Source organism: Nostoc sp. NMS8 (assembly GCF_017115045.1).
In the GTDB taxonomy this organism is placed as follows: domain Bacteria; phylum Cyanobacteriota; class Cyanobacteriia; order Cyanobacteriales; family Nostocaceae; genus Nostoc.
Genome location: NZ_JABXKK010000100.1, coordinates 82,313 through 94,532, shown reverse-complemented (window position 1 = coordinate 94,532; position 12,220 = coordinate 82,313). Strand labels below are relative to the sequence as shown.

The window sequence follows — 12,220 nt, the reverse complement described above, 5'->3', positions numbered from 1 at the left end:
GTCGCAGCGTAGCTTAACCAGCAAAGCCCCAGGTTCATACCCTGGTATATGCGGGTGCAAATCCCGCCGCTGCCACCAAATGCAGGGATGGTGTAACGGTAACACCTCGTGACTCCAAATCCGATGTTCTAGGTTCAAATCCTAGCCCCTGCGTCAGACAATTTTGGATTTTAGATTGCCAATTTTAGATAAAAAAATTTAATCCAAAATCTAAAATTGGCAATCTAAAATTCCAATTATGCCCTCGTGGACTAATGGTTAAGTCAGTGTTCTTTCAAAGCACAGATGCGAGTTCAATTCTCGTCGAGGGAATGATTATGGGTCGGTGGCCGAGTCTGGCTGAAGGCGACAGTCTGTAAAACTGTTCTTTTTTGCACGCAGGTTCAAATCCTGCTCGACCCACTATGGAGAGGTGGCTGAGTGGCTAAAAGCGTCCTCCTGCTAAGAGGAAACGGGTAGCTCCCGTCGCAGGTTCAAATCCTGTTCTCTCCGTTTTGAGAGTGTGGTGTAACTGGATAACATCTCAGTCTACGAAACTGTAGCTTGCTTCCCGAAGGGTAGATTTGAGGGTTCGATTCCCTCCGCTCTCGTTACATAATCTCTTCTTCTATCCCCCGGTAGCTCAGTTGGTAGTTAGCGCCTGTCTGAAGAACAGGAGGTCGTCGGTTCGATTCCGACCTGGGGGGCTTCGTTGCCTCATAGCTCAACGGTAGAGCAAGCGGCTGTTAACCGCGCGGTTGTAGGTTCGAGTCCTACTGAGGCAGCCATTCATTGCCGGGTGGACGAATTGGTAAGTCGCATCGCTCTGAACGATGAGGTTGCAGGTTCAAACCCTGCCCTGGCAATAAAGCCCTGTGGTGTAATTGGCAACATAGCGCCCTTTGAAGGCGAAGATTCCAGGTTCGAGTCCTGGCGGGGCTGCCAAACTCTGCTCTTGTAGCCCAACTGGAAGAGGCTGCCGTCTCAAAAACGGTATGTTGTGGGTTCGATTCCCACCAAGAGTACCAAAATTTGCTCCTGTAGCCCAATTGGAAGAGGTGGCAGACTTAAAATCTGTTTCGTTGTGGGTTCGACTCCCACCAGGAGTACCAACGGGATGTAATTCAGCGGCCAGAAGCCATGCTTTGGGAGCATGGAGTCGCAGGTTCAAATCCTGCCATCCCGATATGCCCCTGTGACGGAACTGGCATACGTGCTGGAATCAGAGTCCAGATTTTGCAGGTTCAAATCCTGTCAGGGGTACTAAGCTCTCGTGGCGGAACGGAAGACGCACTAGACCGAGGATCTAGTTTTTTGCAGGTTCAAATCCTGTCGAGAGTACCAAAATATCTGGGTGTGGCGCAGATGGGAGCGCGGGAGTTTCGGAAACTCCAGGTCGTAGGTTCACCCTACCACTCAGACTTTACCCTTGTAGCCCAACGGAAGAGGCGCTTCGCTTAGAACGAAGAGGTTGCTGGTTCAAATCCAGTCAGGGGTATTGGTAAATATGCGGGGATAGAGCAACGGTGGCTCGTGGGGCTGCATAACCTGAACATCGGCAGGTTCAACTCCTGCCCCCGTCACCAAAAATAGTGCTGGTGTAGCTCAATCGGCAGAGCAACTGACTTGTAATCAGTAGGTTGCAGGTTCAATTCCTGTTACCAGCTTGATGCGGCTGTGATGTAACGGCAGCATGAGACGTTTCCACCGTCTTCGTGCGAGTACCCTACGGGAAGCAAGCTACAAATCTCGCCGTCCGCTCTGAACTTGCGGGTGTGATGTAATCGGTAGCATCTGAGTACGCCATACTCAGTGCGTGGGTTCAAGTCCCTCCACTCGCCTGCGTAGTCCTGTAACTCAATTGGTAGAGTGTCTTCCTTACAAGAAGAATGTTGCGGGTTCAATTCCTGCCAGGACTACCAAATATTGGGAGTGTAGCTCAATGGAATAGAGCTTCGAGCTTCTACCTCGAAAGTTGTGGGTTCAAGTCCTACCACTCCCGCCTTATGGGTCTGTAGCTTAATTGGTAAAGCGTCTAACTGGCTGTTAGAAAAATGTCGGTTCAATTCCGACCAGTATCCACCAAATATGGGGTCATAGCTCAAATGGCTAGAGCGCCTGCCTTGCAAGCAGGAGGTTATGGGTTCAATTCCCATTGATTCCACTGATGGTGTCTGAAGCCAAAATGGTCGAGGCGCTGGTTTGTGGAACCAGTCATAGCGGGTTCAAGCCCCGTCAGACACCCCTAAATGGAAGATGCCGCTGAATGGACGGCAACTGGTCTTGAAAACCAGGGTATGGGCAACTGTAGGGGTTCGATTCCTCCATCTTCCTCTTTTTCCACCTGGAGCCGAAAAGCGAGGCGCTGTGCTGATAACACAGAAATAGGAGGGGGAGTACCTCCCTGGTGGATTTATATCTAAGTTTGGTGTTACAAAGCTTGCGATCGTATTAGATCGCACTTGCTCATTTCTTTTTCACATTAACTAGGGTGGTTGGCATACCGGCTGTGCAGCGGGCTTTTAACCCGCAGAAATAGGTTCGACCCCTATACCACCCACTAAAATAATTAAAAATTAAAAATTAAGAAATGCAATCCTAGCTAGCCTTTTGGCAATTGCTAATATGCAATTTGAATGCACGTTGGTTTATGAGTAGCAGCTAGCGATCGCTAGTTGAGCATGTTGCAATAATACATCTTTATCCAAAGCATGTATGGGATATTGCGGTGTTACTGCCAGTAGTTTCTCAATTCTTTCTCTGGCTGCTTCTACCACTGCTTCATCTAAGCTACCGTTACTGAGCGAATCAGCAAAATCCTCAGTAATCCGATAAGTTCTTTCTAAAGATGATGAGTTGATATTGCGCGAAACAATAAACAAGTCACAGCCTGCATTAAGTGACCGCGCCACAGTACCAGATTGAATAAACATATCTGAGATAGCTTTCATATCCAAATCATCAGATACAACCACTCCCTCAAAGCCAAGTTCTTCTCTAAGTATGGTTTTGAGGATAGCCTGGGAAAGGGTTGCTGGCACATCAGCATCTATTCTGGGAAATAAAATATGGACAGTCATAATCAAAGGAATCTGTACTTCGATTAAGGCTTTGAAAGGTATAAGTTCTCGAAGTTGCAGGTCTTCTAAAGTTAAATTCAGTATTGGTAACTCAATGTGAGAGTCCTTGCTGGTGTCTCCATGTCCGGGGAAATGTTTGGCGCATCCCAAAATTTCTGAATCTCGAAGTCCAAGGTAATAGTCACGGGCACCTTGAGTAGCAGTTTCGGGAGTGTTACCAAAGGCGCGAGGCCCAATCACGGGGTTGTCGGGATGGGAAAAAATATCGGCTACGGGTGCCCAAGATAAATTGATTCCTAGTGATTTTAGTTCTACCGCTGTGGCTTTTGCTACTTCATAAGCGTGCGATCGCAGCAACAAGGCATGAGGAAAGCGGGTAATTGGCGGTGGTGTACGAATTACACGACCTCCTTCATGATCGAGAGTGATGAACATGGAATCACGCTCAGTGTATTCTCGTATCTGCCTGTTTAAATCCTTGAAGCTTTCCAGCCAAACCTGATATGGGGTGCCGTCCAAAAAGTTCTTAGCAAAAAATATCGCCCCAATCGGTTTTAATTCATTGAGTGCGCGTTTATCGTCATCGCTTAATGTAGTGCCGGAAATACCTAAAATTAAGTGATGTCCAAAGCGCCTTAGCTCCTGCGATACACCCATAATCTTTTACCTATTAAGTTGTGGGGTAAACAACTTGGTTGTTCAACCTAGAGGACATAAACATTTATCCTACACCTTTATAGGGAGAGGAAAGTTTTCTTTAAGTAATGCCCCAGATATTTTCTAATAGCAAATACACAAATTAGCCAAGAAATCAACTACTTTAAGACAACTTTTAAAATTAGCTATTTTCAGTCAAAGGAAATACTTTTGTTTCTCTAAATCACTTGCATGTAAATATAGATAAAGTGCGTGCCGCAAAGCTATTACCAACAATGGTATTGGCAATTTTTTTGTGCAGGTGTGCGTAGGTAAAATTCCCTTTGGCAAAAGTTTTTTAGGGAAGCGATCGCACAATAACTGCCAAATGTAACGGATTGCAACGTATAATGAAAACGACAAAACAGTTAAGAAATATTGAAGAGCAGTAGGGTTACATGCGAGTAGCGATCGCGGGAGCGGGACTAGCAGGACTTTCCTGCGCGAAATATCTTACAGACGCAGGTCACACACCCATTGTCTTGGAACGTCGAGACGTTCTAGGCGGTAAAGTGGCTGCATGGAAAGATGCTGATGGAGACTGGTACGAAACAGGTCTGCACATCTTTTTTGGCGCATATCCCAATATGTTGCGGTTATTCAAAGAACTGGATATTGAAGATCGATTGCAGTGGAAAGAACACACAATGATCTTCAACCAGCCGGATGCACCAGGTACTTACAGCCGCTTTGATTTCCCCGATTTGCCAGCACCAATTAATGGTATAGTGGCAATTCTGCGAAACAACGACATGCTGACATGGCCAGAAAAAATCCGCTTTGGCATCGGGTTATTGCCGGTCATGATTCAGGGGCAAAAGTACGTTGAAGAAATGGACAAATATTCCTGGACAGATTGGCTGCGTAAACACAATATTCCAGAACGGGTCAATAAAGAAGTTTTTATTGCCATGGCCAAGTCGCTGAACTTCATCGACCCAGATGAAATTTCGGCAACCATACTTTTAACTGCCCTCAATCGTTTCCTCCAGGAAAAAAATGGCTCAAAAATGGCCTTTCTGGATGGTTCGCCAACAGAACGATTGTGCCAGCCACTAGTGGATTACATAACCGAACGCGGTGGAGAAGTCCGCTTGAATGCCCCTTTAAAAGAGATTTTGCTAAACGCCGATGGTAGCGTCAAAGGATACTTGATGCGGGGGTTGAATGGGGAGAAAGATGAAGTTTTCACGGCGGATTTGTATGTATCTGCTATGCCGGTTGACCCTCTGAAGGTGATTTTGCCAGCACTTTGGAAAGAAATGGAGTTTTTCCAAAAGCTAGACGGGTTGGAAGGCGTACCTGTAATTAACGTGCATTTGTGGTTCGATCGTAAACTTACGCAAATTGATCACTTGCTATTCTCGCGCTCGCCCCTCCTAAGCGTTTATGCTGATATGAGCAATACCTGCCGTGAATACGCCAACCCCGAACGCTCGATGCTGGAATTAGTTCTAGCCCCGGCAAAAGATTGGATTGCCAAATCCGATGAGGAGATTGTGGCTGCCACTATTGCCGAGTTAGAAAAACTCTTCCCCGACCACTTTGGGGGAGACAATCCAGCAACATTGCTGAAATCTCATGTGGTGAAAACGCCCCGTTCAGTTTACAAAGCGACCCCTGGTCGTCAACAGTACCGTCCCTCGCAAACAACCCCCATTAGTAACTTCTATCTCAGCGGGGATTACACCATGCAACGCTACTTAGCAAGTATGGAAGGTGCCGTACTTTCTGGTAAGCTGACAGCGCAGGCGATTTCTGAGGCCCTCCCGGTAGCAAATTCCTCAAACCTGCAAACGCTCACCCGACCGCCCGCAACGAATGCTGCAACTGCCTGATTCCCCCCCGCGCATGAAAACGCTGGTCTCTGTAGACGAGTCATACAAACTTTGTCGGCATCTCACAGCAAAGTATGCCAAGACTTTTTACCTGGGTACTTTGCTTATGAGTCCGGTAAAACGTCAATCTATTTGGTCAATTTATGCTTGGTGTCGCCGTACAGATGAATTGGTGGATGGTCCCGCATCTGCTATTACCACGCCAGAAACCCTAGACCTATGGGAACAGCAGCTGGAATCTATTTTTGCGGGGCGTCCATTAGAAAATTACGATGTAGCTTTAGTTGATACCCTCCAGCGCTTTCCGATGGACATTCAACCATTTCGGGATATGATTGCCGGTCAGCGTATGGACTTATATCGCAGTCGTTATGAAACCTTTGAGGATTTATACCTCTATTGTTACCGCGTTGCTGGCACTGTTGGCTTAATGTCAACATCAGTTATGGGTGTGGATAACACCATATATGCAGCACCGTGGCAACATAACAAACAACCTTATGTTCCCATAGAAGAAGCGATCGCTCTCGGAATTGCCAATCAACTCACCAACATCCTACGGGATGTGGGAGAAGATGCCAAACGGGGGCGAATTTACATTCCCCTTGAGGACTTGGAAAAATTCAACTACACCGAGCAAGACTTCTTCAAAGGTGTGGTAGACGATCGTTGGCGGGCATTGATGCGCTTTCAAATTGACCGTGCCCGCCAATTTTACAGCACATCCGACCAGGGAATTACTTATTTAGCATCCGATGCCCGTTGGCCTGTATGGGCAGCATCAATGCTGTACGGTCAAATTTTGGAGGCGATTGAACGCAACGATTACGATGTATTCAGTCAGCGGGCTTACGTTCACCAGTGGAAAAAGTTACGCACTTTGCCCATAGCTTGGATGCGATCGCAAGTCCTTTAAAAAATTAGTCATTTGTCCCTAGTTCTTAGTCATCAGTGCTTTCTAAATAACCAATGACCAATGACAAATGACTATTGACTCTTATTGGCAAGTCTGGTAACATTGATATTCGTGAGTCAGGAGAGGTGGCTGAGTGGTCGAAAGCGGCAGATTGCTAATCTGTTGTACGGCAGGCAACTCCGTACCGAGGGTTCGAATCCCTCCCTCTCCGTTTTTCAGCTTTTGATACACGGAGAATATTCTGTGTAGAAAAAGAATTACTAATATCGGCGTAAATATTTCTACTCCCAAAGATGGATGATATGATTTATCCTTTGGAGTCTTGATAAGATCCAGCTAAGTTACAAACCTAGCTTGGATATTATTTTTAGGCTCCTAAATATCTGAGGAGTGAAAGTAATTTATGAGAAAAATTAGCGCCGCCTTAAGTTTAAGTATAGCTACCCTAGCAACTGGCTTCCTACTTGGAGCTTGTGGTGATAGCAGTACCCCCAACGGCACAGCTAACAACGGAAGTACCGCTACCCCAGCGGCAAACTCAACTACTACAAGCAGTGCTAAAGGGCTAAAAATTGGTTCCTTGCTACCGACAACAGGCGATTTGGCTTCTGTAGGACAGCAGATGTTAGGCTCTGTACCTTTGCTGGTCGATACGGTTAACGCTTGCGGTGGAGTGAATGGCGAACCTGTTACCTTGGTGCAAGTAGACGACCAAACCGACCCGAAAGCTGGAGCTGCCGGTATGACTAAACTAGCAACTTTAGATAAGGTGGCAGGTGTAGTTGGTTCCTTTGCCAGTAGCGTTTCTAGTGCAGCAGTCTCCATTGCCACGCCGAATAAAGTCATGCTGGTTTCCCCTGGTAGTACCAGTCCTGTATTTACCGAAAAAGCCCAAAAAGGTGACTATAAAGGCTTTTGGGCGCGTACTGCTCCCCCCGATACCTACCAGGCATTAGCTTTAGCCCAACTTGCCAGAAAAAAAGGTTTCAAGCGAGTTTCTACAGTCGTGATTAATAACGACTATGGCGTAGGGTTTGAAAAAGCATTCGTGCAAACTTTTGAAAAATTGGGTGGAACTATAGTTAATAAAGATAAGCCTGTCCGCTACGACCCAAAAGCCCAAACATTTGATACAGAAGCGGCTGCTGCTTTTGCTGGTAAGCCGGATGCAGTTCTGGCTGTACTCTATGCGGAAACTGGTAGTCTGTTCCTGAAAGCCGCCTATCAGCAAGGTGTGGCGAAGGGAGTGCAAATTCTGCTGACAGATGGGGTAAAGTCACCGACTTTTCCCGAACAAGTTGGCAAAGCTGGTGATGGTAAATATATTTTAACAGGAGCGATCGGTACAGTACCGGGTTCCGATGGTAAAGCATTAGAAGCTTTCAACAAGCTGTGGAAGGATAAAAAGGGTAGTGCGCCAGGGGAATACGCTCCTCAAGCTTGGGATGCAGCAGCTTTGTTGACATTGGCGGCGCAAGCTGCTAAGGAAAATACAGGCGTTGGTATATCCAGCAAAATCCGGGAAGTTGCTGATGGGCCTGGCACAGAAGTTACTGATGTCTGCGAGGGACTGAAGTTACTTAAAGATGGTAAAAAGATTAACTACCAAGGAGCCAGTGGCAACGTAGATATTGATGCTAACGGTGATGTTGTTGGTGTTTACGATGTTTGGACGGTAGGAGACGATGGCAAAATTAAGGTAATTGATAAAGTTACCCCTAAATAGAAAGTTAGGAGTTAGAGGTTAAGAGTTAAGAGTTACGAATGAAACATTACTAACTCCTAACTCCTAACTACCAGTTCACAACTCCTAACTTTTAAAGCCCATTGAAGTTGTAACCAATTCCTAACAACAAGCCCACATCAGTTTTATCAAAAAATCCCGCATTTATAGCAGCTGTTGCTGTAAATTGAGGAGTTAGAGGCACATCAATGCCACCAGATACCAAAAAGGCAAATTTGGAATCATCACCTGTTTTGTAAGCTGCACCCACTCCGACGTAAGGTGCGATCGCTAATGGTTCGCTAAAAGCATCTGCTGATTTGAAGGTAAAATCATAGGTGATCGGAAGTAGAATTGTCGTGTTGTCCCCGAATACGGCTGAGGGTCGCACCGATATAGAATTTGTCAGTCCGATTTTGCTCACTACTGCAAAATTACCATCACCCAAAGACGTGTCACCATCACCACTCAAACCGATGTTAGCAGCGACGCCAACATAGCTGCTGCCACCACGAGTAGTTCTACCTAAATCAATATCCGATTGTGCCACTTTGGTAGCAGATGGTTGAGCAGTTGTTTGAGAAACCGATTGAGAAGTCGGTTGTACTACCTCAGAGGTGAGCGTCGCAGATGAGGTTGACACTGTGCCTGGAAAGGGTATAACTGTTGTGCTGGTGTTTTGTTCCATCGCAGTGTTGGGCAACTGCTGTACCTTAGCTAAATTTGTCGCTGTAAATATTTCAGTTGTTTCTGTAGAGAGATTTTGGCTTTCAGTGTCTAGTTCTGGACTAAACTCGTTGGGAGACGCTACAGTTGCAGAAGACTCAGTTAATGGCTGAATGCTCACCTTGTCCACAGTCTGGGCACTTGCAGATAAGCCGCTACCCAGGAAGGTAAGAGCAGCTACACTTGGCAACAAAAAAACACCTTTACGAAGAAAAATAGTATTCACGTTCACTCCTAAAACAATGTTGCCACGAAAAATAAAGATTTTTGTTGATTTAAGTCAACAAATTCGGGCAATACTCAAAATTTAACATCAAAAAATTGGTTTTTCCATCCTGACTTTACTCGATTTCTCTAGTTAATATTTACTCGCAAAAAATTAAATACTATACTAATCTGAATCGTTTGTGACAAACAAGATCGCTGACTTCTTTAAGAAGTCAGCGATCTGTGAGTTGCGATTTTCACAATCAAATACAATTGCTAGATATTCTGAAATATCCTCAATTTGATAGATGACATTCAGCAAAGAGATTATCTGTTTAAGAGGTTATGAAAATGGCGACCCCTGCCACGAAGAGAAAAAGTTTTCTTCCAGAATAGCTGCCTTCCTGCTAAAGGTGGCTTGATTGTGAAGTGATATTACGAAGCTTGCAAAAATATTTAGAAATTGCCGACAAGGCAAACATAGTTCTAACGTAGAACCTATTAGGAGAGACTTGAGGCAAATGTAATGAGCGAAAATAATATTCAAAAGTATCGGTTTGTCTGTACCTTGACTTTCGGTGATATCTACGGTCAAATAATTGTTTGGTTAATTACAATTACTCTCAGTTTGGCATCAGCTTTGGCATTGATGGGTGCCAAGCGACCTGTGTATGCTTTAGCAACGGCGGGTCTCGTCGTTCTGCTATCGCTACCTTTCTTGGTGTTTGCCTTTGTCACTACCTTGTTAAATCATATTGAAGTCGCTCCTGTAGGGCCGGGAACTAAATTGGAACCCATACCAGGTAATGTGTCTCAGCAACAACCTGTACAAGCAACGAGCTAAAGAGTTAGGAGTTAGGAGTAGGGATACGATTAATCGCGTCCCTAGAGGAGTTATGAGTCACTTTATCTGTCCCATAACTCTTCATTTTTAACTTTTTATTCCTAAATTTAAAAATTTTTCATAACATCCCTGTCTATAAGCCAATACAGTTCAGTTAAGCATTTGTCTCTTCTCTCAGTACCCTCTGCGTCTCTGTGATTTGTTAATAAAAAAATTGACTTTGACAAGGGGTTTTAGTCTTAACCCAAGCGTATTGGTCTATAAGCAGGGAATTTTTTTGTAGAGATGCCACTGTTGTAACCCACTGCCTGATTCATCACGTCTCTACAATAGAACAGCAGTGGTTTGCAGTCGGGGGCTAAATATGCTGGAACATGATGTGATTATTGTCGGGGGTGGATTAGCAGGATGTCGCGCTGCTGTGGAAATTGCCCGCACCGACCCTAGTTTAAATATTGCTGTGGTTGCAAAAACCCACCCAATTCGCTCCCACTCGGTTGCGGCTCAAGGTGGCATGGCTGCGTCGCTGAAAAATGTTGATTCGGAGGATAGTTGGGAAGCACATGCTTTCGATACTGTCAAGGGTTCTGATTACTTGGCAGACCAAGATGCTGTAGCAATTCTCACCCAAGAAGCGCCAGGTGTGGTAATTGACTTGGAACATCTTGGCGTTTTATTCTCTCGCTTACCCGATGGACGCATTGCCCAACGGGCTTTTGGGGGACACTCCCACAACCGCACTTGTTACGCTGCTGACAAAACCGGTCACGCGATTTTGCACGAATTGGTTAACAATTTGCGGCGTTATGGGGTGCAAGTTTATGAAGAGTGGTACGTGATGCGTCTCATTTTGGAAGAGAATGAGGCGAAGGGTGTGGTGATGTTCCATCTTTTGGATGGACATATAGAGGTGGTGCGGGCTAAGGCGGTGATGTTTGCCACAGGGGGCTATGGTCGCGTTTATAACACTACCTCTAACGATTACGCGTCTTCGGGTGATGGTTTGGCAATGACTGCGATCGCAGGTTTACCTCTCGAAGATATGGAATTTGTGCAGTTTCATCCCACTGGTTTATATCCGGTAGGGGTGCTGATTTCAGAAGCAGTACGCGGAGAAGGGGCGTATCTGATTAATAGTGAAGGCGATCGCTTTATGGCGAATTATGCCCCCAGTCGTATGGAACTAGCTCCTCGTGATATTACCTCACGAGCGATCGCTTACGAAATTCGCGCCGATCGTGGTATCCATCTTGATGGTAGTGCTGGTGGCCCCTTTGTCTATCTGGATCTGCGCCATCTGGGCAAAGAAAAAATTATGAGTCGCGTTCCCTTCTGTTGGGAAGAAGCCCATCGCCTAGTAGGCGTTGACGCAGTAACTCAACCAATGCCAGTTCGCCCAACAATTCACTATTGTATGGGTGGTATCCCAGTTAATACTGATGGACAAGTTCGTAGTAGTGGCGATGGTTTAGTTGATGCTTTCTTTGCTGCGGGTGAAACATCTTGTGTTTCCGTGCATGGTGCCAATCGTTTGGGGAGTAATTCACTTCTGGAGTGTGTAGTTTATGGTAAGCGGACTGGGGCTGCGATCGCCAAATTTGTCCAAAAACGTAAGCTACCCTCTGTAGATGAGCAACGTTATGTAACAGAAGCCCAGCAACAAATTCAAGCTTTACTAGAACAACCAGGACAGTACCGTATTAACCAAGTCCGTGAAGCTTTTCAGGATTGTATGACTGAGTACTGCGGCGTTTTCCGCACTGAGGCATTAATGACTGAAGGTTTGCAAAAACTAGAAGAAATACAACAGCAATACCCTCAAATTTATTTAGATGATAAAGGTAGTTGCTGGAATACGGAACTCGTTGAAGCCTTAGAATTGCGAAGTTTGATGGTAGTAGGACAAACTATTTTAGCATCAGCTCTAAATCGTCAAGAAAGCCGTGGCGCTCATTTCCGCGAAGATTATTCCCAGCGAGATGATACAAATTTCCTCAAACACACAATGGCTTACTATTCACCAGCGGGAATTGAGATTCAATATCGACCGGTGGCGATTACTATGTTTGAGCCAAAAGAGCGGAAGTATTAACCAAAGGTAAATTTATGTGAGAAATCGAGGGGACTACAAAAATTTTGTCCACCTCGATTAATAACAGTAAGTGCGAAGATATTTTCTGTATGCAGTAAAATTCTGACTATAAAAACAAG

7 protein-coding genes and 26 tRNA genes are annotated in these 12,220 nt (G+C 45.4%); 31 read left to right on the top strand and 2 right to left on the bottom strand.

Annotated elements, in window-relative coordinates; genetic code table 11:
* Positions 1 to 2 precede the first annotated feature (2 nt).
* The 25 genes from HWQ39_RS25535 to HWQ39_RS25415 all read left to right on the top strand — a co-directional run bounded on the left by HWQ39_RS25535 (position 3) and on the right by HWQ39_RS25415 (position 2,539).
* Positions 3 to 78, top strand: a tRNA-Met gene (locus tag HWQ39_RS25535).
* Between the two features lie 3 nt (positions 79 to 81).
* Positions 82 to 153, top strand: a tRNA-Trp gene (locus HWQ39_RS25530).
* An 88-nt stretch (positions 154 to 241) separates the two neighbouring features.
* A tRNA-Glu gene (locus HWQ39_RS25525) sits at positions 242 to 312 on the top strand.
* A gap of 7 nt (positions 313 to 319) precedes the next feature.
* Positions 320 to 402: transfer RNA gene (locus HWQ39_RS25520), tRNA-Tyr, on the top strand.
* 4 nt (positions 403 to 406) lie between these two features.
* Positions 407 to 492, top strand: a tRNA-Ser gene (locus tag HWQ39_RS25515).
* A 4-nt stretch (positions 493 to 496) separates the two neighbouring features.
* A tRNA-Arg gene (locus HWQ39_RS25510) sits at positions 497 to 590 on the top strand.
* 21 nt (positions 591 to 611) lie between these two features.
* Positions 612 to 686, top strand: a tRNA-Phe gene (locus tag HWQ39_RS25505).
* 6 nt (positions 687 to 692) lie between these two features.
* Positions 693 to 767 (top strand) — tRNA-Asn (locus tag HWQ39_RS25500).
* 5 nt (positions 768 to 772) lie between these two features.
* Positions 773 to 845: transfer RNA gene (locus tag HWQ39_RS25495), tRNA-Gln, on the top strand.
* 3 nt (positions 846 to 848) lie between these two features.
* A tRNA-Gln gene (locus HWQ39_RS25490) sits at positions 849 to 924 on the top strand.
* Between the two features lie 6 nt (positions 925 to 930).
* Positions 931 to 1,007, top strand: a tRNA-Leu gene (locus HWQ39_RS25485).
* Between the two features lie 6 nt (positions 1,008 to 1,013).
* A tRNA-Leu gene (locus tag HWQ39_RS25480) sits at positions 1,014 to 1,091 on the top strand.
* Position 1,092: 1 nt separating this feature from the next.
* Positions 1,093 to 1,165 (top strand) — tRNA-Pro (locus HWQ39_RS25475).
* Between the two features lie 3 nt (positions 1,166 to 1,168).
* Positions 1,169 to 1,242 (top strand) — tRNA-Leu (locus HWQ39_RS25470).
* 4 nt (positions 1,243 to 1,246) lie between these two features.
* A tRNA-Leu gene (locus HWQ39_RS25465) sits at positions 1,247 to 1,323 on the top strand.
* Positions 1,324 to 1,404: 81 nt separating this feature from the next.
* Positions 1,405 to 1,477 (top strand) — tRNA-Leu (locus HWQ39_RS25460).
* Between the two features lie 96 nt (positions 1,478 to 1,573).
* Positions 1,574 to 1,646, top strand: a tRNA-Thr gene (locus HWQ39_RS25455).
* Between the two features lie 102 nt (positions 1,647 to 1,748).
* Positions 1,749 to 1,820, top strand: a tRNA-Gly gene (locus tag HWQ39_RS25450).
* Between the two features lie 5 nt (positions 1,821 to 1,825).
* Positions 1,826 to 1,901, top strand: a tRNA-Val gene (locus HWQ39_RS25445).
* Between the two features lie 6 nt (positions 1,902 to 1,907).
* A tRNA-Arg gene (locus HWQ39_RS25440) sits at positions 1,908 to 1,981 on the top strand.
* A 6-nt stretch (positions 1,982 to 1,987) separates the two neighbouring features.
* Positions 1,988 to 2,064, top strand: a tRNA-Ala gene (locus HWQ39_RS25435).
* Positions 2,065 to 2,069: 5 nt separating this feature from the next.
* Positions 2,070 to 2,143 (top strand) — tRNA-Ala (locus HWQ39_RS25430).
* 6 nt (positions 2,144 to 2,149) lie between these two features.
* Positions 2,150 to 2,223 (top strand) — tRNA-His (locus HWQ39_RS25425).
* Between the two features lie 7 nt (positions 2,224 to 2,230).
* Positions 2,231 to 2,313: transfer RNA gene (locus tag HWQ39_RS25420), tRNA-OTHER, on the top strand.
* A 155-nt stretch (positions 2,314 to 2,468) separates the two neighbouring features.
* Positions 2,469 to 2,539, top strand: a tRNA-Lys gene (locus tag HWQ39_RS25415).
* Between the two features lie 88 nt (positions 2,540 to 2,627).
* Here the strand turns inward: HWQ39_RS25415 and HWQ39_RS25410 are convergent.
* Positions 2,628 to 3,716 carry a glycoside hydrolase family 3 protein gene (locus HWQ39_RS25410; protein WP_292851329.1) on the bottom strand — a complete coding sequence of 363 codons (1,089 nt, stop codon included), beginning with the start codon at positions 3,714 to 3,716 and terminating at the stop codon, positions 2,628 to 2,630.
* 437 nt (positions 3,717 to 4,153) lie between these two features.
* Between HWQ39_RS25410 and pds the strand changes: the two genes are divergently transcribed.
* The 4 genes from pds (at position 4,154) to HWQ39_RS25390 (ending at position 8,235) form a co-directional block, all read left to right on the top strand.
* Entirely contained in the window at positions 4,154 to 5,593 is a 1,440-nt protein-coding gene (gene pds / locus HWQ39_RS25405; RefSeq protein ID WP_292851326.1) for a 15-cis-phytoene desaturase, read from the top strand.
* On the top strand, positions 5,577 to 6,509 hold the full coding sequence (crtB, locus tag HWQ39_RS25400; RefSeq protein ID WP_292851323.1) for a 15-cis-phytoene synthase CrtB: 933 nt from the start codon (positions 5,577 to 5,579) through the stop codon (positions 6,507 to 6,509). The genes pds and crtB overlap by 17 nt, the downstream gene beginning before the upstream one ends.
* 119 nt (positions 6,510 to 6,628) lie before the next feature.
* Positions 6,629 to 6,720 (top strand) — tRNA-Ser (locus tag HWQ39_RS25395).
* A gap of 192 nt (positions 6,721 to 6,912) precedes the next feature.
* Positions 6,913 to 8,235 (top strand): ABC transporter substrate-binding protein, encoded by a 1,323-nt coding sequence (locus HWQ39_RS25390; RefSeq protein WP_292851320.1) that lies wholly within the window; start codon positions 6,913 to 6,915, stop codon positions 8,233 to 8,235.
* A 91-nt stretch (positions 8,236 to 8,326) separates the two neighbouring features.
* Here the strand turns inward: HWQ39_RS25390 and HWQ39_RS25385 are convergent, their stop codons facing one another.
* Positions 8,327 to 9,184 (bottom strand): hypothetical protein, encoded by an 858-nt coding sequence (locus tag HWQ39_RS25385; protein ID WP_292851318.1) that lies wholly within the window; start codon positions 9,182 to 9,184, stop codon positions 8,327 to 8,329.
* Positions 9,185 to 9,691: 507 nt separating this feature from the next.
* Between HWQ39_RS25385 and HWQ39_RS25380 the strand changes: the two genes are divergently transcribed.
* Together HWQ39_RS25380 and HWQ39_RS25375 are read left to right on the top strand one after the other, a co-directional pair.
* Positions 9,692 to 10,009 carry a hypothetical protein gene (locus HWQ39_RS25380; RefSeq protein WP_292851316.1) on the top strand — a complete coding sequence of 106 codons (318 nt, stop codon included), beginning with the start codon at positions 9,692 to 9,694 and terminating at the stop codon, positions 10,007 to 10,009.
* Between the two features lie 364 nt (positions 10,010 to 10,373).
* Entirely contained in the window at positions 10,374 to 12,101 is a 1,728-nt protein-coding gene (locus HWQ39_RS25375; protein WP_292851314.1) for a succinate dehydrogenase/fumarate reductase flavoprotein subunit, read from the top strand.
* Positions 12,102 to 12,220: the final 119 nt, after the last annotated feature.

Bases quoted from the DNA above. Each gene is read 5' to 3' on its own strand.
- HWQ39_RS25410 (WP_292851329.1), bottom strand. From the start codon at position 3,716: ATGGGTGTATCGCAGGAGCTAAGGCGCTTTGGACATCACTTAATTTTA.
- pds (WP_292851326.1), top strand. From the start codon at position 4,154: ATGCGAGTAGCGATCGCGGGAGCGGGACTAGCAGGACTTTCCTGCGCG.
- crtB (WP_292851323.1), top strand. From the start codon at position 5,577: ATGCTGCAACTGCCTGATTCCCCCCCGCGCATGAAAACGCTGGTCTCT.
- HWQ39_RS25390 (WP_292851320.1), top strand. From the start codon at position 6,913: ATGAGAAAAATTAGCGCCGCCTTAAGTTTAAGTATAGCTACCCTAGCA.
- HWQ39_RS25380 (WP_292851316.1), top strand. From the start codon at position 9,692: ATGAGCGAAAATAATATTCAAAAGTATCGGTTTGTCTGTACCTTGACT.
- HWQ39_RS25375 (WP_292851314.1), top strand. From the start codon at position 10,374: ATGCTGGAACATGATGTGATTATTGTCGGGGGTGGATTAGCAGGATGT.